Here is a 26186-nt window from a genome sequence, read left to right on the forward strand (position 1 = left end):
TAGATGATGTATTTTATTTATTTATCGGTTAATAGATAAATACGCAATTAGTGGAAAATCGCAGCTGTCGGTTCTAGATAACTCGTCATAGAGTAATGGAAATCTTTTTTCTAACTCTTTTTTTTGAAGGTCCGAAATTCTATATTTATAACTCGGGGTGATTAGTAGAGCTAAGCGATTTCCGTCAAAAAAGACACTTTCGTTAAAAAGATTATCAAGTGGGTCCTGTGCTTCACTCGAGTACGTAATTTTAATCTTTTTATCAAAAATCGCCAACTTTTTTTGACCCTCTCGGGTGTAATTGAAAAGCAAAAAATCGTTGATCCAAAGTAAATTATTGGTAATTATACTTTTATTAATCAAATACAACATAGCCGAATCGGGCGTAAAATAATCTATATTATGCAAGGATCCGAAGTTAACTTTAAACTGTGCATAGCCTTGATCGTCTCGAATTTCGTATATCGTTCGCTCGAATGGCGGATTGTAGAAGACTTCCGTCCCGTTACCAAATACAGCGCCGGCAAAACCTACTGCCATATTAAGACCATTTCTAATTTCAAAAAAGTCACTTTTTATCTTATATTTATTATCTGTTCGCACTAAATTCGTAGGATTCTCCTTTTCGCCGAAATTTTGGTTACGGAAGAAGTAAAACGAATTAGACTCGTTTATTGTAAAGTTCGATGCAAAAAAACTTATCGGCATTTCTTTTAGGACTTTTCCTGTTGGACTGAATTCTATTATCTTTCTCGGAGAGTTACAAAGAGCTACTAGCGTGTTACTTCTTTTGTCATATTGCACATCCTGGAGATTGCTAAATTGGCCATATCCTGTTCCGAGCGACCCTATCTGGCCAACGTAATTTCCAATAGTGTCAAATACGTTTATAGCCATAAATTTCGAATCAAAAATATAATTACGCCCCTTTACATGATATATCCGTTTGATATAGTTAGAATTGGATAGGGATACACTATCCGAGCAGTTTAATCTGAGAATGTTTGTAACACCCACTTTTTGTGCAATGGATCTGTTTGATTTTCCATTATCTAGATTAATGGTATAAACCTCCTTGTCTTCATTAGCTACCGGTTTATTCGAACAGGACAATGTAAACAACGCGCATATAAGTACAAAAATTTTATTCATCGAGTCAATCTAAATTTTTAGGAAATTTTAAAATAATAAGATAATTTAAATAGAGTTGAATTGTCGAGAACACAAGGTCTTATTAAGCAGTCGAATATAAAAATACACTGATAACAACTTGACTAAAAGCATATTATAGCAAAACATATATATATTATTCATCCATCAAAATCCATTCGCAGATATCAATGTATAAATTGCTAATAAAACATCAATCATGTTCAATTTTATTTAGTAAAATTCGAGAAGTACCGGACAGTGGTACCGATTCGGATAGCAGTCAAATCAAGCATTAAATATGTTTCTACATTGCCTTATCTTTGGAAAAGCCAGCCGAACCGCATGGTCGACCGGCCAGATTCTCTAATGGGGCGGATTTGGTGGCGTCGGTGGTTTCGGAGGTGGGCAATTTTGTGGAGTGCAAAAAGGTAAAAGCCCATTAAAACAACCTACGGCAGTTCCGACGATTTTACCCGTACCATCATAACAATCAACCTGTTCGGCTTTCCAAGTTTGAGAGCCTGATTGTCCATATACGTTTGAAAAAATACTGGTTGATCCGTTAAGGGATGCCATCGCAGCAACTACTGTTCCAGTGGCAAATGCGAGTAATTTTAGTTTCTTCTTCATAAATTTGAATTGTTAATTAGGGTAGCCAAAATAGTATTGGAATTGTCGGCAATAATAACTTTTAGATAACTATTCGAAACATAGTGAATAATATACTGTTTTTAAAAAAATGTAAATTCAAGATTATATTGTCCGAGGTTTAACCGTTCAAATGAAGATAACAAAGTGTAAAAAATTACAAATTCTTAAAGAAAAAACGGCAAGCGATTTATATCATGATCAACCGGACCCTTCCAGCTTCAACAATACTATATCATAATCAAGCCGGCGCCCCGAACTTTTGTCCGGCTAAATTTTAATGCGGTGGGTTCGGTGGTGTCGGCGGTTTTGGAGGTGGACAATTTATTGGAGTACAACTCGTTAATGTTCCTTCAAAACACCCTACAGCGATTGCATAGGCTCTGCCATCACCATCGTAGCAGGTAACTCCAACTGCAGTCCAAGTTTTGGGATTTGATTGCCCATATGCAGTTGAAAAAAAACTCATTGAACCGTCGATGGAGACTACCACAGCAGCCGCTACTGCGATAGCAAAAGTGAATAATTTCAATTTCTTTTTCATAACTTTAATTTTTTGTTAGTAGGTAGCTAAAAATGGTTTGAATTGCCGACAATACCGTTATTTCGCTAATTATTCGAAAGATAACGAAATAACATTATATTTTGATAAAAAAATAAAAAATGTTAAAATACAAGAAGACTTTGTTAATATCTGGGTATCAATAATCCAAACCAAAGACACCTCGACTCCAATCCACCATTATTATTACAAATGTTAATTTGATATATTAAATATATGAATCAATCAGAAAGCAACGGGCCTTGGTTCGTCAAACGTTAAAGTTATGCATCGGTAATAAATGTGATTGTTGACCTTACCGCTCTATCCCTACCTGCTCAGAGTATCCTGTGGATCTAGCGAAACTTCTTCTTTTATCTCTGCGACACCGCCATTGACCAGTCTCGCAAAGAAGCACGCAAAGTTTCTTTTCTAAGCGCGTGCTGTCGGGGTGGCAGGATTGCTTTAGCCCCACAGGACCCAAACTCGGATCAAGCAGAATTCTTGGGGGGATATAAATAAATTCTTAGTTTAGCAGTCTTAAAATATATTACCTTGCAAGACGCTGAGCGAAGACTATTGGCCTTATTAATGCCCGAAGGGCTGTTAGATTATTTCGATATCATGGAAGTTGTCCAACAGGATAAAGAACTCCATATCCACCTGGACGAAAAAAATATTGTTCCTTCAGGTTATGAAAACAGTAAACTGGAATCCAAGGGTTTCATGCCTGTTTCAGAGATTAAAGACTTTCCCATTCGGGGTCAGAAAGTTACACTTCATATTAGACGCAGGCGTTGGACGGTGCTGGATACACAGAAGATCATTACCCGGGATTGGAACCTGGTGCGTGAAGGTGCTCGAATGACTACGGAATTCGGGCTTTTTTTAAAGGGGATATTTGGATAACTATCCGATCAGTGCCCATCTTTTGGGGCTTCTGTTCCAGCTGGATGGCAAACAGCTCCAGGATCAGTATAAGAATCACCTGAGCGACTTTCATGACTGGGACCAGAAACCTCATGCGGAGTACTGGACTGTATTCCCTAACAATATATCCCCGCAGCTGGGTATCGATGAAACCAGTTTTAGCAATGGCGAACTCTACACCATCGTAAGCAGCAAAGCCTGCAAGGGCAAAAAGGGAACCATTGTAGCTGCCATTAAAGGAACAAGGGCAGAAGATATTATCGCTGTATTAGAACGTATTCCGCTCAGGCTAAGAAACAAAGTTAAGGAAGTAACGATGGATATGGCTCCCAATATGGCAAAGGCTATCCGTAGGTGTTTCAGGAATGCCAGACGGGTTATTGACCGGTTTCATGTACAGAAGCTTGCTTATGATGCTGTTCAGGAACTACGTATCAGATACCGCTGGCAGGTGCTGGATGAAGAAAGTAAAAAGATTGCCCGGGCACGTAAAAACGGTGTTCCTTATGATCCTGAAGTACTGCCCAATGGTGATACCCTCAAACAGCTGCTGGCAAGGTCAAGATACCTGCTATTCAAGCATCCCACAAGATGGACGGAGAGTCAGAAACACCGGGCAGAACTCTTATTTCTACGGTTTCCTCTCCTAAAAAAGGCACATGACCTGGGAATAACCCTTGGCGATATCTTCAATAAATGCAAAGACAAGAAAGTAGCTTTTACCAAACTGACCCTATGGCACAACTGTTGAGAATGCGGTATAACATCTTTTAAGAATGTAACCAGATATACAGCCGACCAAAATATTCCGCATTACATCGACAATAGACGTACAAATGCCTCAACAGAATCTTTCAATGCTAAATTAAAAGCTGTTAGAAGCATCTAGGGGAAGCAAGGGACACAACCTTTTCCTACATCGGAGGATGAAATTGTATGCTTAAAAAAAACACTACCCCAGCAAAAAAATTTCGGCATGGCCGCGAATCGAACCCACGGTTCTCATCCTGCCCCGAAACGAAAAAAGCCCGACTTTCGTCGAGCTTTTTTGTCGGGGTGGCAGGATTCGAACCTACGACCTCCACATCCCAAATGTGGCGCGATACCGGGCTACGCTACACCCCGAAAAGGTATCACCTTTGTTTTGTGTGGCACAAATATACGGCATATTTTGTCTCCGTCAAGAGCTATACACGAATATTTCGCTAACGAGCTCAAAGCGTGATAGATAATTTTAACAACAGACGGACGTCAACCCGTCAGAAGAAAATAAAAAATTAAAAAGAAACCATGGTACGGCTGATTTTTTTTTCGTACCTTTGCACGCACTTGTAAAAGAGTGGCGAAAATTCTTTTAAAGTATTTTTTTATTTAAGAAAAAAGCTGTAATATTGCAGTCCGATTTTTACAGGATATAAATCGTTAATAATTACTCGAAATCATGGATTTAGTAAAATTTGTAGAAGAACAAGCGGTAGTAAAAAATGAAATTCCCGCTTTCAAAGCCGGAGATACCATCAGCGTTCATTATAAAATTCGCGAAGGAAATAAAGAGCGTGTTCAGGTGTACCAGGGTGTAGTGATCCAATTAAACAGCGAAGGTGCTAACGCTACTTTTACCGTTCGTAAAATTTCCAACGGTGTGGGTGTTGAACGTATTTTCCCTGTAAATTCACCAAACATTCAAAAGATAGAAGTAAACAGCTACGGTAAAGTGCGTCGCGCTAAATTATTCTACCTACGTGGCCTTACCGGTAAAGCCGCTCGTATTAAAAGTAGACGCGTTTAATCAGCTCGTTCTTCAAGACATAAAAAAAGCTTTCACATTTGTGGAAGCTTTTTTTTTACCCCCCCTCCTTCTGTCTCTTCCGCCGAAGACCTTACAAAATTTATGTTACAATCGCTTTCTCCGCCTTTAATTATGTATTTTAACCCCAAACATGAAGCACATATTAATATCCTTAACAGCAGCTATTATTCTACACCTTCCAAGCGAAGCACAAGGACAGCTCAACGTCGAGCAGATAAAGAATATGCAGACAACGCCGGCCGTATATAACGCATTAAAAGCCCGCACATCCATTCACATTGACGGAAAAGCAGACGAAGAGGCATGGAGCACAGCATCGTGGACAACCGACTTTATTGATATCGAGGGGCCGACGAGGCCGGTCCCCAGACACAACACCAAAGCCAAGATGCTGTGGGACGACGATAACCTTTACATCTACGCCCAGCTGGAGGAGCCGCACGTATGGGGAAACCTGCGCCAGCGCGACACCATCATCTACCACAACAACGACTTCGAAATATTCATTAAGCCTTTCGATCAGCATCCATTCTACTTTGAGATTGAGATCAACACCCTGAATACGGTTATGGATCTCATGATGCCAAAGACGTATCGCCTCGGCGGCGAAGCGATTATGCACTGGGATGTCAAGGGGCTACGAAGTGCCGTTCATGTTGAAGGAACGAACAACAATCCCGCCGATGTGGACCAATATTGGGCCATAGAGATGGCCATCCCGTTCAGTTCTTTAACCACGTTCGGCAAGAAAATGCCTCCGAAACAAGATGTATTCTGGAGGATTAATTTCTCAAGGGTTCAATGGCAGCATGACATCGTGAAAAACTCCTACCAACGGAAGAAGGCAAACGGCCGGCTTGTTCCAGAAGACAACTGGGTATGGTCTCCTATCGGCGTCATCAACATGCATCACCCCGAACGCTGGGGTTATCCCCGTTTTACCGAGAATACCAACCCTTCTCTCTTACCGGCGACAGCCGACCTCGAAAAAACGGTATGGAACATTTTCCATCTACAGCAGATCCACAAAAAGCAGCACGGAAAATACACCGATCGGCTGACAACCTTACCTGCGTATACCGACCTGGTCGCCGGTGGCCTCAAAAAGACCGCACATTCCATCACGTTAAACCCTGCTAAATCCTTTTATTTATTGAGAGTTAAAGACGACGCGTCGAATACCACTGTTACCATTGATAGCTATGGAAATTACCACATAAACTATGACTACTAGAAGAAACTTTATCAAGCACGCAGGGCTGGGACTGGCCGTACTACAATGGAGCGGGGTTTCAGCAAAAGCCGAAAACACCAAACTTCCCTTTACATTCGATTTTTGGCTGTGGACAAGGCCGGGAGAACAGGAAACAGAACTTCAATTGAAGACCCGTTATAAAAGTTATCGGGAGGCCGGCGTCCGTGGCATCTTCTTTGAAAGCTACAGCAAGAAGCATTTTCAGTTAGCCAAAGAGCAGGGCCTTGAGACACACCGCTGGATGTGGACAATGAACCGGGGCGAAAAAGAGCTCTTATCTCAACACCCCGAATACTATGCCGTCAGCAGGTCGGGAAAGTCATGTGCCACCAACCCACCGTACGTAGGTTATTACCGGTTTTTGTGTCCATCCCACCCCGATGTTCCTGCCTATCTGGAGGAAAAAGCGCGAGAACAGCTGGAGAAAGAAGATATAGACGGCTTACATTTGGACTACATCCGCTACCCAGATGTTGTTCTTCCCGTAAATCTGTGGGAAAACTACAACCTGGATCAGTCTACAGAACTTCCTGACTATGATTTTTGCTATAGCACATACAGTAAAGCCGCATTCCTGAAGGAAACCGGCATTGACATCGACAAGGTTGAGCGGCCCGAACAGAGTCTATCATGGCGCTCCTTCCGGTATCGACAGATTAATAAGATTGTCAACCGTATCTGCGCCGCAGCGGAAGACTACAAGAAGCCCGTGACCGCAGCCGTCTTCCCGACGCCTGATCTCGCCAAACGGATTGTGCGCCAGGATTGGGCGAATTGGAACCTGTCGGCCGTGTTTCCCATGATTTACCACGGGTTCTACAAGGAGCCCATCCATTGGATCGGTACGGCGGTGGCCGAAGGTGTGCAGACGCTGAACGGAAAATTCCCGTTATATGCCGGATTATATATCCCTGATTTCCGTTCTATTGACGAGCTGAAGCAAGGCATCATCCTCGCCAAAAACAACGGTGCGGCCGGCATTTCCCTCTTTGGAGAAACTGATTTCGATCAGCCAACGATCGATTTATTACGATCGATAAGATAAGTATTAAATGAGCCTTTGGCGCACTGCCAAAGGCTCTCAACAAATGCATTGCCACGCGCGGTTACCATCCGGGCGCCGCGCTTCCCCGAGCGACGGAGATCGGAAGTAACAAAAACGCCCGGCAGACACCGAAGAAAGTTTTTTAATTTCGGTTAGTCTCGAAAAAATCATATCTTTGTATCCCGTACATAAAGCAGATTTAGAACCTTTTTTTGGGTTCAAAATAGTTGAAATTCCATTATTGCTATGAGTAAATATATCTTCGTTACGGGCGGCGTTACCTCGTCGTTAGGAAAAGGCATTATTGCAGCATCTCTTGCCAAACTCCTCCAGGCTCGCGGTTTTAAAGTGACCATTCAAAAGTTCGACCCCTATATTAATATTGATCCGGGAACCCTCAACCCATACGAACATGGAGAATGTTACGTTACAGAAGATGGTGCGGAAACTGACCTGGACCTCGGCCACTATGAACGCTTTCTGAACGTTCCGACATCTCAAGCAAATAATGTAACAACGGGGCGTATCTACCAGCATGTCATCGAACAGGAACGGGCCGGTGCCTACCTCGGGAAAACGGTACAGGTAGTCCCGCACATAACAGACGAAATCAAACGTCGTATGCAGCTCCTTGGACAGACGGGTGAATACGATATTGTTATAACCGAATTAGGGGGAACGGTCGGGGATATCGAGTCGCTTCCGTTCATTGAGGCGGTAAGACAACTCCGCTGGGAGTTAGGCAACAGCGACTCGCTTGTGATCCACCTTACCCTTGTGCCTTATCTCGCTGCTGCTGGCGAATTAAAGACAAAACCCACACAACACTCTGTAAAAACGCTTTTAGAATATGGTATACAGCCTGATATCCTGGTTTGCCGTACCGAGCACAAATTAACACACGAGATCCGCAAAAAGCTGGCACAGTTCTGTAATGTGAATATCAATGCCGTTGTAGAATCAATAGATGCCTCAACGATCTACGACGTTCCCTTAAACATGCTGAAAGAACAGCTCGATAAAACGGCACTCGCCAAACTCAAGCTTTCCACGAAGAACGAACCTGACTTAGATAGCTGGAAGACCTTCCTCGGTAAATTAAAAAATCCGACAAACGAAGTCGCCATCGGCCTCGTCGGAAAGTACGTGGAGCTTCCCGATGCCTACAAATCTATCGTAGAAGCCTTTGTTCATGCGGGTGCTGTCAACGAAACCAAAGTTAAAGTGCAGTACGTAGCTGCCGAAAGCGTAAACGAAGAAAACGTACATGAAAAACTCAAAGACCTGGACGGTGTTTTAGTAGCGCCCGGATTTGGCGAACGGGGCCTCGACGGAAAACTGGCGTCTATTAAATATGTACGGGAGAACAAGATCCCCTTTTTCGGCATCTGTTTGGGCATGCAGTGCTCCGTTATCGAGTTCGGACGTAATGTGCTGGGTTTAACCGATGCGAACAGCTTTGAAATGAATGACAAAACGGCCCACCCGGTTATCAACTTAATGGAGGAGCAAAAGTCTATCAAAAATATGGGCGGGACCATGCGTCTTGGGGCTTACGATTGTGAAATCAAGAAAGGAACAAAAGCACACAGCATCTACGGAAAAACAAAAATTTCAGAAAGGCACAGACATCGTTATGAATTTAACAATGCTTACCTGAAGCAATACGAAGAAGCAGGTATGATTGCTTCTGGAATAAACCCAACCACGGGACTGGTGGAAATCGTTGAACTCAAAAACCACCCGTTCTTCGTTGCCGGACAATTTCATCCGGAATTAAAGTCAACAGTTGCAAATCCTCACCCGCTTTTTGTTAGCTTTGTAGCCGCTTCTTTGGCTAACAAGAAAAGCTAAACAGGAACGAATGTTATATTGAAAATTAAACAGTAAAAAATGGATAGAAATACCCTAATTGGATTAGTACTTATCTTCGGAATTTTAGCAGGTTCGTTTTACCTGATGAAACCCTCCGAACAGGAGCTAAAACAAGAACAGCGGCTGCAGGATTCGCTGAAAAGAGTCAAGGAAGGGCTTCCACCACTATCGGATACGGCAAAAGTCGCTACGCAGCATACAATAGACTCTTCAGCTATTTTAAGCAAACCTTTCGGCGAAGCACGCCTCGGTGAAGAACAGGTTGTCACCCTCGAAAATGAATTACTTATCGCGAAGATCAGTTCGCGTGGAGGACAGGTAAAATCTGTTCAGCTAAAAAACGAAACGAACTTCGACGGCAAACCGCTGATGCTTTTGGAAGAGAACCACAATAAGTTCGGCTTCGTATTCAAAGCAAACGGCGAAAACGTCAATACCAGCGAGCTGAATTTCGCCCCGCAGGGAGGAAACATCTCCGTGTCCGGCGAATCGGCACAATCGGTGACATTCCGCGCCAACTATAGCGCCAACCAATACCTCGAGTATACGTACTCCATTAAGGGCAACGACTTTAACTTAGGACTTGACGTTAAAGCGGTAGGCCTCCAACATCTGATGGATGTAAAGACCAGCAGTATTGTGCTCAACTGGGAAACCACCCTATTACAGAAGGAACTAAACGGCACGTCCGAGCGTGAAAAATCCACAATATTCTTTAAAGAGGCAAACGGTAACGTAGACCACCTTTCGGAAACAAGCGACGACAACGAGAAGCTGGACGAGACAATTAACTGGATCGCCTTTAAGCAGCACTTCTTCTCCACGGTACTTGCGTCGAACCAACCGTTAAACAACGCTGAGCTGGCCGTAAAATTCGATAGCAGCCCAAATGTTGTCAAACACTATAAAGCCTCTGCCGATTTAGCGTTCTCCGGACAGAAAGACAACCACTACACGTTTAACTTTTTCTTCGGGCCAAATCAGTATAAGGTATTAAAAGCCCAAGGCAACGACTTCCAGAAAATCATCAACATGGGATGGGGGCCAATGGGATGGATCAACAAGTTTATTACCGTACCTATTTTTGACTTTCTAGACGGCTTTCACCTGAGTTACGGAATTATAATTCTAATTCTGACCATTTTCCTAAAAGGTCTTCTCTTCCCGCTGACATATAAGTCTTACCAGTCTATGGCTAAAATGCGCGTGCTGAAACCTCAATTGGACGAGATCAAAGAAAAAGTCGGAGAAGACAACCCGATGCTGCTCCAACAGGAACAGATGAAACTTTATAAGCAAGCCGGCGTCAACCCGTTGGGAGGATGTTTGCCTCTGCTGCTGCAAATGCCTTTCACGCTGGCGTTCTTTTTCTTCTTCCCCAACTTGTTTGAGTTGCGAGGAGAGAGTTTCCTTTGGGTCAAAGACCTGTCCACCTACGACGCACCGGTTACCTTCCCGGCTATATTTGGAATAAACCACATCTCCCTGATGTGCGTGCTGATGACCTTGACCACCCTGTTGACAACGTGGTACAACAACGCGACATCGGGAGCGGCAAACAATCAGATGAAGTACATCGGCTATATCATGCCACTGATTTTCTTCTTTGTTCTGAACAACTTCCCTGCCGGATTAAATTACTACTATTTCCTTGCCGCGGTCTTCACATTTTTGACCCAGGTTATCATCCGTCAGTTCATCGATGACGAGAAAATACTGGCGAAAATCGAAGAAAATAAGAAGACTCCAAAGGTGCAAAAAAAGTCTTCTTTCCAACAAAAGATGGAAGAAATGATGCGCCAGCAACAGGCCGCTCAGCAAAAGAAAAACAAATAAATATGTAATAAAAAAGGAAGCCCGGATGATATCTGGGCTTCCTTTTTTTGTGTTCTATGTTTCCTGTTACACGAAAGCGCTAAACCCTGTTATGCTCCGGCCTACAATCAGCGAGTTGATTTCTTTTGTTCCCTCATAAGAATAGATGGCTTCCGCGTCAGCAAGAAAGCGGGCCACGTTATACTCCAACAAGATTCCGTTCCCTCCCATCACTTCTCTTGCCCGCGAGACAATATCCCTTGTCCGAAGAGTACAGAAGACCTTCGCCAACGAAGCATGCTCATCTTTTAATTTGCCTTCATCCTGCAGCTCTGATAGCCGGAATACGAGGGTTTGCATGGCCGTCAGATTGGATAACATCTCGACCAGATGATTTTGGATCAGCTGGAACGACGCTATCGGCTTTCCGAACTGCTTACGTTTAAGCGTATAATCCAGCGCGTTCTCGTAAGCACCACGTGCACATCCCACGGCCATCCATGCCACCCCTGCGCGTGTCATCTGCAACACCTTTGCCGTATCTTTAAAACTATTAGCCAACGGCATCCGATCACTTTCCGGCACCACGCAGTCTGTCAATGTTATCAATCCATTTTGTACGATGCGTAGTGCCATTTTCCCTTTGATCTTTTCAACCATAAAGCCCGGATTTTCCTTACGAACGATAAAACCTTTAACTTGTCCATCGTCAACATCCCTCGCCCAGATGATTGTGATATCGGAAAAGGTCGAGTTTCCAATCCACTTCTTCTGACCATTCAACACCCAGCCGTTTTCGGCTTTGCGACATGTCGTTGTCAGCCCTCCCGCCGTGGCCGAGCCTACCTCCGGCTCGGTGAGACCGAAGGCCCCGATCTTCTCCAGACGCTGCATCTTGGGCAGCCACTCCTGTTTCTGTTCTTCCGAACCGCACATATAGATAGACCCCATCGCCAGTCCGCTTTGCACTCCCAAAAAGGTAGCGATAGAAGGATCTATCCGCCCGAATTCGGCCGCTATTATACCGTCCATAAGCGACGAACCGCCGGCACAGCCGTACCCTTTGTACACGTATCCACAGACGTTAAGCCCGGCCAGCTTCGGGATAATTTCAAAGGGGAATTCGTCGTGTAGCCAATATTTGTTCACAATAGGCTTAACCTCACGTTCCAAAAAGTCACGTACCTTTAGCTGAAGAGCCCTGTCCTCGGGCGAAAGCTTCGCCTCTACTTCATAAAAATCTGCGTTCACGGGCGGTGTTTCCCGTTTCTTTCCCGTGCTGGTTAACATCTTCATCACGCCTTTCAGCTGCGCGTCGTCCATCTTGGAAACAGCCTGCATCACGGCCGCCAAATCAACCTTTTTCGCTACCTTCTCCAGTTGCTCCAAGTCGACCGACCTCAATAATCTGATAATATTCTTTAGCTTTTTTATCATGGTTTTATACGGCTTTATTTATAAAAGTAACATTTTTTTAAAGGAAGTGTTTGTTTCGTCGGTCAAAAAGTGCCACCATCTCCGACCATTCAGTGCTCCTGCAGGAACACCTCATATATAGCCATGACGAGGTGCCTTCTTACGGAAATGATGGACTTGAACCCTAATACGGAAAGGATTTTACAAAAAAATGCTTTTATTGTTGCAATTCAACAAAACAGTGTTATATTTGCGCCTGTCTTTGGAGAAGAAAATAATTAAAAGCGTGATAACCAAGATGTTCAGCTTTTTTTTCGTTTTTTTTATCAAAGTTGGGTTACCTTTTCGGTACCTGGGTATTAAAGGATAAATAAACAAATTTGTTTCAATTAAAATAGACAATTAAAAATGAAAAATTTATTTAAATTCGGATTTTTAGGTTTAGCTTTGACTATCGCTTTCGCTTCATGTGGTGGTGCAGAAACTAAAACTGAGCAAGCTGCTGATTCATTGGCTAATCAAGTAGAAGCTTCTACTGATTCTATTGCTGATTCTTTAAACAACGTTGCTGATTCAGTAAAATCTACTGGTGATTCTATCGCTGATTCTTTAAACAACGTTCAATAATCCGAACAGTATTTAAAGATACTTTATGAAGGCGGTGTCCAAATGGACACCGCTTTTTTTGTGCTCTTAACCCAAAAATGACCATGGTCAATAAAAAAATGGAACGTTCATTTTCTAAAATGACCGCGGTCATTCTGCAAAAACGAACCTTGAGTTGAAAAAGTGGCCACGGTCATTTTTTTTTAAACGTTTTTCGGCCAAAAAAACTCCATTTTTTAAGTATATTTCATTTTTGTTTGTGTTAAAAACAAGATAAGAGATGGGAGATGTGAGATGTGAGAAATCAGAAGTTAGACGTCAGATGAAAACTATTTGGGGGTCCATCGTACGAGTTCGGCCCACTCGGCTTCAACACGCTCAGCCCGACATTGTCATCCGGAGCCTGCCGAAGGATAGACAATGTCAAGAGAGGTAAAAAATGTCCCTTCTGATTCATGATTAGCGATTAGACTGCTTCGTCGTCGTACTTCCTCGCGACGACGGCTTTTGCACTTTTTTAGGCATCCTTCACCTCACTACGCAGCGCTCTTCACGATCGACGATTTCACAAATCAACGACTTTACATCATTACCATGTTCTCATCTGTAACTTTCTCTGACTTCGCCACACTCCTTACCGTGCAATCATGAAAGTTTTTAGGGTACGTCACCGACTTTTCTTACTTTTGCCATAACGCTACCGGCAAAACAGATGCCGTTGCAACACGAAATTTTGTTAACATATTAGTTTCACTTTGATCATGAGTTTATCGCCCCTAACCGCTGTCACCCCAATTGATGGACGTTACTATAACGCTACCCACGAGCTTGCCAACTTTTTTTCGGAGTTCGCACTGATTAAATACCGCGTTCTGGTAGAAGTAGAATACTTTATAGCATTATGTGAATCCGGCATACCACAGCTGGCTCACTTTGACGGGTCCTTAAACGAGCGCCTGCGGTCGATCTACCAAAATTTCACTATTGAGGACGCGCAGTGGATCAAAGAGAAGGAAAAAATCACCAACCACGACGTTAAGGCTGTCGAGTATTTCTTGAAAAACGAATTCGAGAAGCTCGGTTTGCACGACTCGCTTGAGTTCATCCACTTCGGGCTCACGTCCCAGGACATCAATAACACCGCTATACCCTATTCGTGGAAGGAAGCGATAAACCAGGTATACTTTCCGCAGATAGACGAAGTTATCACCGAACTGAAAGGACTTATTGATTCCTGGAAGGAAGTGCCGATGCTCGCCAGGACACACGGACAGCCGGCGTCGCCAACCCGCCTCGGAAAGGAGGTAAAGGTTTTTGTCGAACGTATCGAAAAGCAAATAGAGCTATTCAGACAAATCCCCTTTTCTGCTAAGTTTGGCGGGGCTACGGGAAATTTCAACGCCCACCATGTAGCTTACGGCAGCACAGACTGGGTAGCGTTCGCGAACAAGTTCGTGAATGAAACATTAGGACTATCGCGGTCCCAAACAACTACCCAAATAGAGCATTACGACAACTTTGCTGCAAGCTGCGACGCACTGAAACGCATAAACAACATTTTAATCGATTTATGCCGCGACATGTGGACGTACATATCCATGGACTACTTTAAGCAAAAGATTACCGCGGGACAGATCGGTTCGTCGGCTATGCCGCATAAGGTTAATCCTATCGATTTCGAAAACGCTGAAGGAAATCTAGGCATCGCCAATGCACTTTTTGAACACCTGGCTGCCAAACTTCCCATATCGCGCTTACAACGCGATCTAACCGATTCCACTGTATTGCGAAATATAGGCGTTCCGTTTGCCCATACACTTATAGCCATAAAATCTACACTCCGCGGCCTACGCAAGCTCATTCTGAACGAGGCTGCGCTTCAAGCCGACCTGGAGAACAACTGGGCCGTAGTGGCGGAAGCCATCCAGACGATCTTACGTCGGGAAGGGTATCCGAAACCTTATGAAGCCTTAAAAGACCTGACCCGTACAAATACACAGGTAACGCAGGAAACGATTGCCACATTTGTTGACGGACTAAATGTTCCCGATGAAGTTAAAGCTGAGATCAAATCGATTACTCCAGGCAACTACACCGGTGTATCACTATAGCTTTGACGTGCAGATGACGGGCGTACTTCACTTTTCATGTATCTTTGTCCATTAATATATAACTATGGCAACAATTAACGTATATACCGAATCTACACCGAATCCTTCGACCATGAAGTTTTTGGTTAACAAGCTCTTAATCAACGGAAGTTTGGATTATCCTTCCAGAGAAAAAGCACAGGAGTCTGACTTCGCGAGGGAGCTTTTTAAATTTAATTTTGTAGAAGGCGTGTTCTTCGCAAGCAATTTCGTGACCATAACCAAGACAGAAGGTGTGGAGTGGTCAGACATCGAACCGCTACTGAAAGACTTCGTCAAAGGGGCTGTGGAGTCGGAACTGTCAGTTAAACCTGTTGCCCATTCCGAAGACGTAAACTTTGAAGGATCAGATGTTGAAGTGAAGATACAACAGGTACTTCACGACTACGTTCGTCCAGCTGTGGAGCAGGACGGAGGGGCCATAGCCTATAAATCGTTCGACAACGGTATTGTCACGGTAGAGCTACGCGGCTCCTGCAGTGGATGCCCATCGTCGACCATCACCTTAAAAGCCGGAATTGAAGGGCTATTAAAACGTATGGTACCTGAGGTAGAAGAAGTCGTGGCAGAAGCGCTGTAAGCGATCACGGATTACAGTATAGATTGTCCTGCCGGTAGAGGGGTTCTGTATTGCGAATCGAGCAGTGAGATAGCAGCGGCTGTTGCGGATCTCCTCCCGTACGGCTTGCGTCAGAGCATAGAAGGATATTTACCCAAACGATAGAAAAGCGTTATTGCCTGGCAATAACGCTTTTCTTATAACTGTGCGCTTACCTATTGTGTATTAACACCGTTATGAAGAAGCATGTTAGCTCTCATTTCCGCGCGTCGGCGAAGATTTCTCTCCACAATCAAGCCAGGTCGGATCAAGGTTCGACATATACCCCTGCATTCTTAAACGAAATTGAACTTTTATCCAACTACTCCCTTAAAAATCATTAACTTTACCAACAAAATATTCGAAACATTATATTTAAAATGAGTGCAGATATCAACAAACTTGAGCAGATCGCTTCACAGGTAAGACGTGACATTGTTCGTATGGTACACGCTTGTCAGTCTGGACACCCGGGCGGCTCCTTAGGATGTACGGATTATTTCGTCGCCCTATATTTCCATGCGATGAAGCATGATCCATCTTTCAATATGGATGGCATCGGCGAAGACTTATTCTTTCTGTCGAACGGTCACATTTCACCGGTATTCTACAGTACGCTGGCCAGAGCCGGTTATTTTCCGGTAAGCGAACTGGCAACGTTTAGAAAGATCAATTCCCGTCTTCAGGGCCACCCCACGACACATGAACATCTTCCGGGCGTCCGGGTAGCTTCCGGTTCATTAGGACAGGGGTTGTCCGTCGCGATAGGCGCTGCTCAGGCCAAAAAGCTGAACAAAGACAACAGTCTTGTTTACGTTTTAATGGGCGACGGTGAGCTGCAGGAAGGCCAGGTGTGGGAAGCTGCGATGTATGCGCCGCACAACAAGATGGATAACATTATCGCTGCAGTAGATTATAACAACGCTCAGATTGACGGCTCGACAGATCAGGTATTGTCCTTAGGAAACCTTCGCGCGAAATGGGAAGCGTTTGGCTGGGACGTGCTCGAAGTTGAAAAGGGAAATGATATGGCTGCGGTCGTTCAGGGATTGGACGAAGCAAAATCGCGCACCGGCAAAGGAAAGCCTGTTATTATTCTTCTTCACACAGAAATGGGTAAAGGTGTCGACTTCATGATGGGGTCGCACAAATGGCACGGAGTAGCTCCCAATGATGAACAGCTCGAATCGGCTCTTAATCAATTACCAAGAACCATCGGAGATTATTAACAGTAGATGTAAGATAAAAGATAATAGACATTAGGTTTCCAAAATACCGAGTACTAATATCTACAGACTTAACATAAATGAAGAAATATACTTATACAGAATCAAAAGACACACGTTCGGGGTTTGGCGCTGGTTTATTAGAAGCTGGCCGGCAGAACGAGAACGTTGTGGCGCTATGTGCAGACCTTATCGGGTCTTTAAAAATGAATGATTTCATCAAAGAATTTCCCGAGCGCTTTTTCCAGATCGGTATTGCGGAAGCCAACATGATGGGCATTGCGGCAGGTTTAACGATCGGAGGAAAGATCCCTTTCACAGGAACGTTCGCGAATTTTTCTACCGGACGCGTTTACGACCAGATCCGTCAGTCTATCGCCTATTCGGGTAAAAACGTAAAAATCTGTGCTTCCCACGCGGGACTTACCCTCGGAGAAGATGGCGCTACGCACCAAATCCTCGAGGATATTGGATTGATGAAAATGCTACCCGGCATGACTGTTATTAACCCGTGTGATTTCAACCAGACAAAAGCTGCCACCATCGCACTTGCAGATCATGAAGGCCCCGTCTACCTACGCTTTGGCCGCCCTGTGGTTCCTAACTTCACTCCTGCCGATCAGAAGTTTGAAATTGGCAAAGCTGTTATGCTTAACGAAGGCACCGATGTCACCATTATAGCCACCGGTCACCTCGTATGGGAAGCTATTCAGGCTGGGGAAGAACTTGAAAAATTAGGTATTCAGGCCGAAATCATCAACATCCACACCATTAAGCCACTGGATGAAGAAGCGGTATTGGCGTCGGTGACAAAAACAGGATGCGTCGTGACGGCCGAGGAACACAACCGTCTTGGCGGGCTAGGGGACAGTGTTGCACAGCTATTAGCGACCAAACATCCGGCACCGCAGGAGTTCGTTGCGGTAAACGATAGTTTTGGCGAGTCCGGAACACCCGCTCAGCTCATGGAAAAATATGGCTTAAACGCCACTTCTATCGTTGCGGCGGCACGAAAAGTGATAACCAGAAAATAAGAAAGAAATCCGTAATAGACAAATGGAGGATGCCCTAATCATATCAAAATTTGCGGATGAACGCACACGCGAGGAAGCGTTTGGCTATTTACTAAAAAAATACCAGCAGAAGATATACTGGCATGTACGTCGGATGGTTATAAATCACGACGACGCCGATGATCTTGTTCAGGATATCTTCGTTAAGGTTTGGCGGAATTTGGATAAATTCAGGGAAGACTCTCAGTTGTACACTTGGCTTTACCGCATCGCTACGAACGAGTGTATTACGTTTCTTAACAAGAAAAAACAAAAGCAGAACATGTCGTTGGATGACGACAGTTCTGCTTACCTTGCCGACACCTTAGCGGAAGGCAGCTATTTCAATGGCGATAAAGCGCAAATGAAACTGCAGCAAGCCTTACTGACACTCCCCGAAAAGCAACGGCTGGTATTTAACATGAAATATTTCGAAGATCTAAAATACGACGAGATATCGGAGATCCTGGGAACCAGCGTCGGAGCCCTTAAAGCCTCCTATCATCTAGCGGTAAAAAAAATAGAGCACTTTTTTGCATCGAACGATTAAACCCTGCAGAACTTTTGTACTCTAAATAAGGACTATGAAGGAAAATAACACATATCATGAGGGAATGGACGGTTTAAATGTACCCGAATCATGTCGTTTGAATCCTTTCGTCGTACCTGAAAATTACTTCGACGGGCTATCGTTGTCTATACATGCTCAGGTAGGTTTAGAAAAAAATGTAGGCGTGGAAAGGCACGGCTTCACGGTGCCGGAGGATTATTTTGATCTATTAGACGCGCGTATTACGACCCAGATCCGGCTAGAGAGCCAGCTAAGTAAGGCGGAGCCATGGGAAGTGCCTGCGGGCTATTTTGCTGCGTTAACGTCCAACATCCAGCAGCAGACCCGCCTCGAAAGGATCCTGCCTTCGGAACAGGATCTGCCGTCGCCGCCAGCGGATTATTTTGACCATCTGCCGGACCGGATTCAAGCGAGGATATTTGAAGAGAAATTAAGAAGCAACATCCCCGCGGCCGGTTTTGTTGTACCAGATCAATATTTCGACGGCCTTACGTCAAGCATTATCTCAAAGACGAGTCCGGAAAACGAAAAGCCGAAGGAACCTGTTGTTATACGTTCCCTGAGAATCGACCAATGGATACGTTATGCAGCAGCAGCCTGTGTAGCCACCGTGTTGGGTACAGCTTCCTATAATGCGGTCTTAAACCAAGAAGAACAAAACGAAGACAATATTGAAGCTCATTTAGCTTCTATACCGGAGCAGGAAATTATCAACTATCTAGCGTCATCAAACGACAGTGATGATATTCTTTATATCACGGAATACCTCTACCAGCCCGAAGAGTCGGAAGGAGTTGGTAGTCATATAAAAGAAGATGATATTGAGGACTATTTAAATTACATGTTATAATGTTACGTTTTAAACATATTTTGGTTACCCTATGTGCTATCATCCTGTACACGTTGCCATCGCAGGGACAGCCTCGCGATTCAAAGCGTTTCGCTGCCATTGAAAATGAAAAGGTGGCCTATATCACCAAAGAATTAAACCTGTCGCAGTCGGAAGCGCAGCGTTTTTTCCCCCTTTATAATCAATATAATAAAGAGATGTGGGCTTTAAAATCGGCGAAGACAGGGAACAGCACGTCCGCGCCCCGCGGTGTAAATTCGTTCAATGGCTCCGGCAGTCGTGACGTACTCTCGTACGACGCAAAAGAACTGAACATAAAAAAAGAATTTCGGAAGAAGTTCGCCGAGGTGATCGGAAACTCACGGGCGTCGCAATTTTTTGTCATTGAACAGAACTTTCGAGAGCTACTCTACAAGGAGCTACAAAGAAGAAATAGATAAAAGAAGCTAATTTGGCTTCTTTTTTTTATGTAGAGGAATCCTAAACTGTCCGCGGCAACAATACAGTACTTATCCTTCGCTTTTATTCGTATTTTTGTCTTTTTACAGATGATGATCAGTAACAGAGAACTATTTCTTAAGAATACCGCCCAAACTTCCGCTACCCCCCGCTTGTTCGAGATTGTCAGAGCCGAAGGGGTCTATCTATATGGTCCTAACGGAGAACGTTACCTCGATCTTGTGTCGGGCTTTAATGTCAGCAACATCGGACACCGCCACCCAAAGGTTATCGAAGCCATCCACGAACAGCTGGAAAAATATCTACATGTAACAGTTTATGGCGAGTTCGTTCAGGCGCCGCAGGTGCAATTTGCGACCAAGCTTCTGGAGAACCTCCCCTCTTCTTTTGAATCGGTATATTTCACCAACAGCGGCGCCGAAGCTGTCGAAGGCTCCATGAAAATCGCTAAGAAGTTCACCGGCCGCCGACAGATCATTGCTGCCGAAAAAGCATACCACGGAAGCACGCAAGGAGCCTTAAGCCTAATTGGTAATGAGGCTTATAGAACAGCCTATGCACCGTTGCTGCCCGACATCAGCTTCATCAGGTTTAACGACAGCAGTTCGCTGTCCGCGATCGGCGGGGACACCGCAGCTGTTATTCTGGAGGCGATACAAGGCGAGGCCGGTGTCCGCGTACCGTCGAAGACGTTTATGAAGGCCCTACGGCAGCGGTGTGACGAGGTTGGCGCCGTCCTTATATTCGATGAAATACAGACAGGGTTCGGAAGAACAGGTAAAATGTTCGCTTTCGAGCACTTTGATATTGTTCCCGATATACTCATGCTCGCTAAAGGAATCGGCGGCGGGATGCCCTTGGGAGCGTTCGTTGCCCGCAGGGAGATTATGGACGTCATCAAAGACAATCCGATGTTGGGACATATCACGACCTTTGGCGGACATCCGGTGAGCTGTGCAGCAGCGCTCGCTTCGCTCAACGTTATTCGGGACAACAACCTGCTGGCGTCTGTAGACGATAAAGCCAACCTATTCCGTACACTCCTTCACACACCAAAAATCAGGGAGATCCGCGGGATGGGACTAATGATGTGCCTTCAACTGGAATCCTTCGAGCAGGTGTACGCCGTCAGCGACTACTGCGCGAAAAAAGGGGTTATGATCGATTGGTATCTCCATTGTGACACAGCTTTACGCGTGGCGCCCCCACTCACTATTACCGAACAGGAAATCCGTGAGGCATGTGAAATAGTGTTGGAAGGGATTGAAAAGTTCTGCTAAAAAGCCTAACTTAGGCTAACGTAAACCTACTTAGTCTATGGAATCAAGAAGAACATTTCTCGCTAAAGGCCTGTTGGCCCTGGGGGCAACAATGACCATGTCAGAAGGACTTCTGGCAGCTGACGCGTCGCTCAAACCGGCTTCAAAAATTACCGTTAAGCCCAACGATGTCATCCTCTTTCAGGGCGACTCCATCACCGATGCAGGGCGGAAGAGGGATAACCTTGAGGCAAATAACACAGCAGCATTTGGAAACGGCTACGCCATGATCGCCGGCAGCTGTCTGTTGAATAAATACGCCGATAAGAACATCCAGATTTACAACCGCGGTATTAGCGGCAACCGTGTGCCTGATCTGCTTGACCGCTGGGATACGGACACCCTCGCGCTGCGTCCGACCGTATTAAGCATACTTATCGGCGTCAACGACTTCTGGCGCACAAAGGACAGAGGTGCCCAGAATACACCTGCCCAATATAAGCAGCAATATCAACAGCTTATAGAACGCACATTAAAAGCGCTTCCCGATGTAAGGTTGATTATCGGTGAACCTTTCGGTGTCAAAGGGGTTAAGCACGTGAACGACGACTGGTATCCCGACTTCTTAGGTTATCAGCAAGCCGCAAAAGAAGTTGCAAAGGAGTTCAACGCGATATTCCTGCCTTATCAAACTGTTTTCGATAAGGCCGCCAGCCGTGGCAGCGGCGATTATTGGACGACCGACGGAGTTCATACGTCATTGGCAGGAGCTAACCTGATGGCGCAGGCCTGGCTTGATGTTATCAAATAACCATAAAGAAAGGCTATGGGCCTGCAGGTCCATAGCCTTTCGCTAAATCGTTCTTTCTCTGGGTGCCTTGCGTAGATCACCCGATTTGCATCAGCACTAAACGACTCTCACCAAAAGACCCTTGAGATACTCGCCCTCGGGAAAAGAGGCTCGGATAGGATGATCCTCAGGCTGCGTAAACTGGCGGATAAATTGGATCTCTTTGCCCGCGTCCAGCGCTGCCCAGGCAATCACCTGTTTGAAAGTGTCGATATCCATGGCGCCCGAGCAGGAAAATGTAGCAAGCAATCCTCCGCTTTCCAATAGCATGAGGCCCCGTCTGTTCAGATCTTTGTAAGCCCGCGACGCCTTTTCCAGCGTGGAGCGTGAAGGTGCATATTTTGGAGGATCTAATATTATCACATCAAATCGCTGCCCCTCCTCGCCGAGCTGACGGAGGTACTTGTTTACGTCCGACTGAATCGCGGTATGGTTGGATGCGTCGAATCCATTTGTCTCGATATTCTTTCGCAGCGTTTCTACGGCTAAGGCAGAACTATCAACAGACACTACCGCCGACGCTCCGTGGCGGATGGCGTTTAACGTAAAGCCTCCCGAGTAGCAGAAACAATCCAACACCCGCTTGTCTCGGGAATATTGGGCAGTCAGCCAGCGGTTTTCACGCTGATCGCAGTAAAAGCCTGACTTCTGACCTTCGACGATGTTAATCTGATACTGTATGCCGTTTTCAACGACGCGGACGAATTCCGGTGGCAGTTCGCCGTACAATAGGCCGTTGGCGTCTGCCAATCCCTCGTGCTCACGCGACTTTAAATCGCTACGTTCATAAATTCCCATGGGAGCGACTAAACCGACCAACTCATCGACGATCACCGATTTTACTTTTTCCAGCCCCGACGAATGCACCTGAATTGATAGATAATCAGCGTATTTATCGACAATGAGTCCCGGAAGGAAGTCGGCCTCAGCGAAGACAAGGCGCACCGTGTCGTTTTCTTCGGTCAACAGGTGCTTCCGCAGGTGCACCGCCCGACGCAAGCGGTCCCGCCACCAGAGCTCGTCAATCGCGATGTCGGGATTCCATTCCAGCAGCCTTACCGCAACGCGGGAGTTGGCATTATAGACTCCGTAAGCTATAAATTCGCTCTCGGCATTAAAAACGCTAACTACAGCTCCGTTTTCAGGGCTTCCGTTAACCCGCTTTATCGCTCCGGAAAATATCCAGGGATGTAATTGCCATGCGGCTTTATCTTTTCCCTTATGTAGCGTTATTTCGTTCATTCCTGCAAAAATAGTCTTTCCTTTTTATTACTGGACCTGAAAAGTTACATTCTTCATCTATAAACAGGATGGTCGGCCCTTAATAAGCTGCATTCGATTCTTGAATGGCTGATTCGACCGGAAATTACCAAGCAATAGCAGGCTATTTCGAGGCGTTTTCAGGAAGATGACGGCCGTTTCAAAGTGAAGTTGACAAAGAATCTAATCCAATAGCTACGCCAAGCTGCGTTGCCTTCGCTCGACTTATCCCGGATAGGCCTGTACGAAGGCGTCTTTACCTGACATGGCTATTGAATTTCCGACTCACAAAGCATAGCCGGACGCAGGTAATATAACACGGCTAAACACACACGTCCTCCACAATGCACCGTCTTATATCCGTATAGCTGAAAAAGCAAACATATTATTTGTTCTGTAATAGATAAGCTTTGAATACAGCATAGTCAGGCTCCATCGGCGTCGCCAGCTTCGGCTTGCCCGCCAGAACTTCTGCACCTTTCGGTAGCACGACATGCTCGAACACGTCGCTTGATATCGCCTCCGGAAATTTACAAGGGTGAGCCGTCGACAAAAAGACAGAAGCATATTCGCCTGGATACGCCTGCTTATAGGCGTTCGCGGCCAAGTAGGCTATAGCCGTATGCGGACACGCGATATAGCCAAAAGTCGTGTAAAGGCTATCCATCGCTTTTTTTGTCTCTTCATCCGTAAAGGTATACGACGAGATGACGTTACGCAACGTCTGTAGGTCATTGTCGAACATATCCTGTATCCGCACCCAGTTGCTGGGGTTTCCGACATCCATGGCATTGGCCAGCGTCTGGACCGACGGGCGCGGCTCGTACCGGCCATCTTTTAGGAAGCGGGGCACCGTATCATTCACGTTCGTGCCCGCAACAAAATGCTTAACGGGAAGCCCCATCTTATATGCTAACAGTCCGGCGCCGATGTTTCCGAAGTTTCCGCTCGGCACACTGAATACTACGTCGTTCACGCCTTGCGTTTTTAGCTGTGCATATGCCCAGAAATAATAAAATGTCTGTGGGATAAGCCGTGCAATATTTATGGAATTCGCCGAGGTGAGCCTCAGTTCGCCGTTCAGTTCGGTGTCATTAAAAGCCGTCTTTACCAACATCTGGCAATCGTCGAACGTGCCATTGACCTCCAACGCCCGTATATTTTGTCCATTGGTGGTTAGCTGCTCTTCCTGCACTTTGGAGACCTTTCCTTTGGGATACAGAATGGTAACCCTTGTCCCTTCCACGCCAAGAAAGCCCGACGCAACAGCTCCTCCCGTATCGCCCGAGGTTGCAACCAGGACGTCCAGCAGGGCGTCGCCCTCCCTGGAAAAATACCCCATCACCCGGCTCATGAAGCGGGCTCCGAAATCTTTAAATGCGTAAGACGGGCCATGGAACAGTTCCAGTACGGCTGTTCCTGCATCGAGAAACTTCACGGGGGCATCAAAATTAATGGCATCGGCAACGATAGCCTTGAGGTCTCCGGCCGGGATGTCATCCCCTATAAGCGCTCTGGACACCTCAAAAGCGATTTCCGGTAGGCTATATTGCTGTATATTGCGGATGAATGCGGCATCTAACTGCGGAATGACTTCCGGCATATATAACCCCCTGTCCGCAGGAAGAGAGTTGAAAACAGCCTCCTGAAAGGAGACCCGCAAATCTTTATTATTGGTACTATATAGTTTCATATATGTATAATTTCAATGGTGTTTATTTTCAATGACATTCACGTGCTCACTCCGTTCAATCCCGGAAACATGAGTGTTCATATGTATACCATTTCTTCATGGGCCAGCCCGGTTACCAAAAACCGAGTGGCTTACCAGCTTACTTTATAAGTTTTGGTCCGTCGACATTTACGGCGGAGACGTATTTAAGACTTTCTATTTCACATTGGGTAAGATGTGCCTGGATTAGAGCGGCGGCTTTCTCTGCCCCCTCCTTACCTTTAGAAATCGCCACAACCGACGGGCCGGAGCCCGAAATACCAAAACTCAATGCCCCGGCCTGCAATGCGATATCCTTCATTGCATAGAACTCAGGTATTAAGATCGCCCGCGTCGGCTCGATAAGGACGTCGTGCATGCTGCGGCTGATAAGCTGGTAATCCTCCTCATACAAGCCGGCAATCAGTCCGGCGATATTTCCCCACTGGGTCACGGCATCCTTCAGCGGCACTTTTTCCTTGATCAGCTGCCTCGCATCGCGCGTAGGCACGTCGACCTTCGGAAATACAATTCCGGCATATAATTCGTTCGGAACCGGCAGCTTGATAACATCAAGGGGGCTGTATCCGCGGACAAGCGTTATGCCGCCCATAAGTGCCGGGGCCACATTGTCTGCATGGCCATGCCCGCACGCCAGCCGCTCTCCTTCCACGCAGAACGGCAGCAGTTCATCCTTTGTAAGCGGGTTACCCAATAGACTGTTAACGGCGAAAAGACCCGCCACGGTGCTCGCTGAACTGGAGCCGAGCCCGCTGCCTATGGGCATATGCTTGATAAGGTCTATCTCGACGCCGATCTCCCCCTGCAGGCCCAGGTGCTCAAGCAACGCCTTAACACAGGCACTTACGGTGTTACGGTCGGCGTCCAGCGGAAGCCTTCCGTCGTCGCCCCGTATAGACCGTATGCGTACACCCGGTTCAGGTACTCGATACATGTGCACTTCATCGCCGGGATAGTCGACAGCAAACCCCAGAATATCAAATCCACAAATCATATTAGCCACCGTCGCCGGGGCAAATACCCTTACTTCGTCCACTATTTTAGCGAAATCAATCTGTTTATATTTTTTTGCAAGTGTGTCCATTA

At 45.7% G+C, this 26186-nt stretch carries 24 protein-coding genes and 1 tRNA gene; 17 read left to right on the forward strand and 8 right to left on the reverse strand.

What is annotated here, in order from left to right:
• Positions 1–21: 21 nt before the first annotated feature.
• From BC792_RS06440 to BC792_RS06450, 3 genes are all read right to left on the reverse strand, one after another.
• Complete coding sequence (locus BC792_RS06440) at positions 22–1152, reverse strand: 6-bladed beta-propeller (RefSeq protein WP_148908166.1); 1131 nt, start codon at positions 1150–1152, stop codon at positions 22–24.
• A 363-nt stretch (positions 1153–1515) separates the two neighbouring features.
• Positions 1516–1782, reverse strand: coding sequence for a hypothetical protein (locus BC792_RS06445; RefSeq protein WP_148908167.1), 267 nt, complete (start codon positions 1780–1782; stop codon positions 1516–1518).
• Positions 1783–2077: 295 nt separating this feature from the next.
• Positions 2078–2344: a hypothetical protein gene (locus tag BC792_RS06450; protein WP_148908168.1), complete on the reverse strand. Its 267-nt coding sequence runs from the start codon at positions 2342–2344 to the stop codon at positions 2078–2080.
• Between the two features lie 552 nt (positions 2345–2896).
• Between BC792_RS06450 and BC792_RS06455 the strand changes: the two genes are divergently transcribed.
• Together BC792_RS06455 and BC792_RS06460 are read left to right on the forward strand one after the other, a co-directional pair.
• Positions 2897–3250: an ISAon1 family transposase N-terminal region protein gene (locus BC792_RS06455; protein ID WP_148908169.1), complete on the forward strand. Its 354-nt coding sequence runs from the start codon at positions 2897–2899 to the stop codon at positions 3248–3250.
• Entirely contained in the window at positions 3243–4022 is a 780-nt protein-coding gene (locus BC792_RS06460; RefSeq protein WP_246154884.1) for an ISAon1 family transposase, read from the forward strand. The genes BC792_RS06455 and BC792_RS06460 overlap by 8 nt, the downstream gene beginning before the upstream one ends.
• Positions 4023–4322: 300 nt before the next feature.
• Here the strand turns inward: BC792_RS06460 and BC792_RS06465 are convergent.
• Positions 4323–4396, reverse strand: a tRNA-Pro gene (locus tag BC792_RS06465).
• A gap of 316 nt (positions 4397–4712) precedes the next feature.
• On the opposite strand from BC792_RS06465, the gene rplS reads away from it, so the two are divergent.
• From rplS to yidC, 5 genes are all read left to right on the forward strand, one after another.
• Positions 4713–5060, forward strand: a complete 348-nt coding sequence (rplS, locus tag BC792_RS06470; RefSeq protein ID WP_148908170.1) for a 50S ribosomal protein L19 — start codon at positions 4713–4715, stop codon at positions 5058–5060.
• A gap of 151 nt (positions 5061–5211) precedes the next feature.
• Positions 5212–6315 (forward strand): carbohydrate-binding family 9-like protein, encoded by a 1104-nt coding sequence (locus BC792_RS06475; RefSeq protein WP_148908171.1) that lies wholly within the window; start codon positions 5212–5214, stop codon positions 6313–6315.
• Entirely contained in the window at positions 6305–7381 is a 1077-nt protein-coding gene (locus BC792_RS06480; protein WP_148908172.1) for a family 10 glycosylhydrolase, read from the forward strand. The genes BC792_RS06475 and BC792_RS06480 overlap by 11 nt, the downstream gene beginning before the upstream one ends.
• Before the next feature lie 246 nt (positions 7382–7627).
• Positions 7628–9235: a CTP synthase gene (locus BC792_RS06485; protein ID WP_148908173.1), complete on the forward strand. Its 1608-nt coding sequence runs from the start codon at positions 7628–7630 to the stop codon at positions 9233–9235.
• A 39-nt stretch (positions 9236–9274) separates the two neighbouring features.
• Positions 9275–11092: a membrane protein insertase YidC gene (gene yidC, locus BC792_RS06490; protein WP_148908174.1), complete on the forward strand. Its 1818-nt coding sequence runs from the start codon at positions 9275–9277 to the stop codon at positions 11090–11092.
• 66 nt (positions 11093–11158) lie between these two features.
• Here the strand turns inward: yidC and BC792_RS06495 are convergent, their stop codons facing one another.
• Positions 11159–12508, reverse strand: coding sequence for an acyl-CoA dehydrogenase family protein (locus tag BC792_RS06495; protein WP_148908175.1), 1350 nt, complete (start codon positions 12506–12508; stop codon positions 11159–11161).
• A 387-nt stretch (positions 12509–12895) separates the two neighbouring features.
• Here BC792_RS06495 and BC792_RS06500 point away from each other — a divergent pair, with 387 nt between their 5' ends.
• The 10 genes from BC792_RS06500 to BC792_RS06545 all read left to right on the forward strand — a co-directional run bounded on the left by BC792_RS06500 (position 12896) and on the right by BC792_RS06545 (position 22069).
• Positions 12896–13114 carry a hypothetical protein gene (locus tag BC792_RS06500; protein ID WP_148908176.1) on the forward strand — a complete coding sequence of 73 codons (219 nt, stop codon included), beginning with the start codon at positions 12896–12898 and terminating at the stop codon, positions 13112–13114.
• A gap of 740 nt (positions 13115–13854) precedes the next feature.
• A complete protein-coding gene (gene purB, locus BC792_RS06505) occupies positions 13855–15204 on the forward strand; it encodes an adenylosuccinate lyase (protein WP_148908177.1) in 1350 nt (449 codons plus the stop codon).
• A 64-nt stretch (positions 15205–15268) separates the two neighbouring features.
• Positions 15269–15823, forward strand: a complete 555-nt coding sequence (locus BC792_RS06510) for a NifU family protein (RefSeq protein ID WP_148908178.1) — start codon at positions 15269–15271, stop codon at positions 15821–15823.
• A 398-nt stretch (positions 15824–16221) separates the two neighbouring features.
• Positions 16222–17070 carry a transketolase gene (locus tag BC792_RS06515; RefSeq protein WP_148908179.1) on the forward strand — a complete coding sequence of 283 codons (849 nt, stop codon included), beginning with the start codon at positions 16222–16224 and terminating at the stop codon, positions 17068–17070.
• A gap of 77 nt (positions 17071–17147) precedes the next feature.
• Positions 17148–18101 carry a transketolase family protein gene (locus tag BC792_RS06520; protein WP_148908180.1) on the forward strand — a complete coding sequence of 318 codons (954 nt, stop codon included), beginning with the start codon at positions 17148–17150 and terminating at the stop codon, positions 18099–18101.
• Between the two features lie 22 nt (positions 18102–18123).
• Positions 18124–18669 (forward strand): RNA polymerase sigma factor, encoded by a 546-nt coding sequence (locus BC792_RS06525; protein WP_148908181.1) that lies wholly within the window; start codon positions 18124–18126, stop codon positions 18667–18669.
• 34 nt (positions 18670–18703) lie between these two features.
• Positions 18704–19540 (forward strand): hypothetical protein, encoded by an 837-nt coding sequence (locus BC792_RS06530; RefSeq protein ID WP_148908182.1) that lies wholly within the window; start codon positions 18704–18706, stop codon positions 19538–19540.
• The gene (locus BC792_RS06535; protein ID WP_246154885.1) at positions 19540–19980 is read left to right on the forward strand and encodes a hypothetical protein; all 441 of its coding nucleotides are present in this window, start codon (positions 19540–19542) and stop codon (positions 19978–19980) included. The genes BC792_RS06530 and BC792_RS06535 overlap by 1 nt, the downstream gene beginning before the upstream one ends.
• A 108-nt stretch (positions 19981–20088) precedes the next feature.
• Complete coding sequence (locus tag BC792_RS06540) at positions 20089–21279, forward strand: aspartate aminotransferase family protein (RefSeq protein WP_482240269.1); 1191 nt, start codon at positions 20089–20091, stop codon at positions 21277–21279.
• A gap of 37 nt (positions 21280–21316) precedes the next feature.
• Positions 21317–22069 (forward strand): SGNH/GDSL hydrolase family protein, encoded by a 753-nt coding sequence (locus tag BC792_RS06545; RefSeq protein ID WP_148908184.1) that lies wholly within the window; start codon positions 21317–21319, stop codon positions 22067–22069.
• A gap of 96 nt (positions 22070–22165) precedes the next feature.
• Here BC792_RS06545 and BC792_RS06550 read toward each other — a convergent pair whose 3' ends face one another.
• The 3 genes from BC792_RS06550 to BC792_RS06560 all read right to left on the reverse strand — a co-directional run bounded on the left by BC792_RS06550 (position 22166) and on the right by BC792_RS06560 (position 26184).
• Positions 22166–23350 (reverse strand): class I SAM-dependent rRNA methyltransferase, encoded by a 1185-nt coding sequence (locus tag BC792_RS06550; RefSeq protein WP_148908185.1) that lies wholly within the window; start codon positions 23348–23350, stop codon positions 22166–22168.
• Positions 23351–23753: 403 nt separating this feature from the next.
• On the reverse strand, positions 23754–25061 hold the full coding sequence (gene thrC / locus BC792_RS06555) for a threonine synthase (RefSeq protein ID WP_148908186.1): 1308 nt from the start codon (positions 25059–25061) through the stop codon (positions 23754–23756).
• A 139-nt stretch (positions 25062–25200) separates the two neighbouring features.
• Positions 25201–26184: a homoserine kinase gene (locus BC792_RS06560; protein ID WP_148908187.1), complete on the reverse strand. Its 984-nt coding sequence runs from the start codon at positions 26182–26184 to the stop codon at positions 25201–25203.
• Between the last annotated feature and the right edge of the window lie 2 nt (positions 26185–26186).

Source organism: Sphingobacterium allocomposti, assembly GCF_008124885.1.
In the GTDB taxonomy this organism is placed as follows: domain Bacteria; phylum Bacteroidota; class Bacteroidia; order Sphingobacteriales; family Sphingobacteriaceae; genus Sphingobacterium; species Sphingobacterium allocomposti.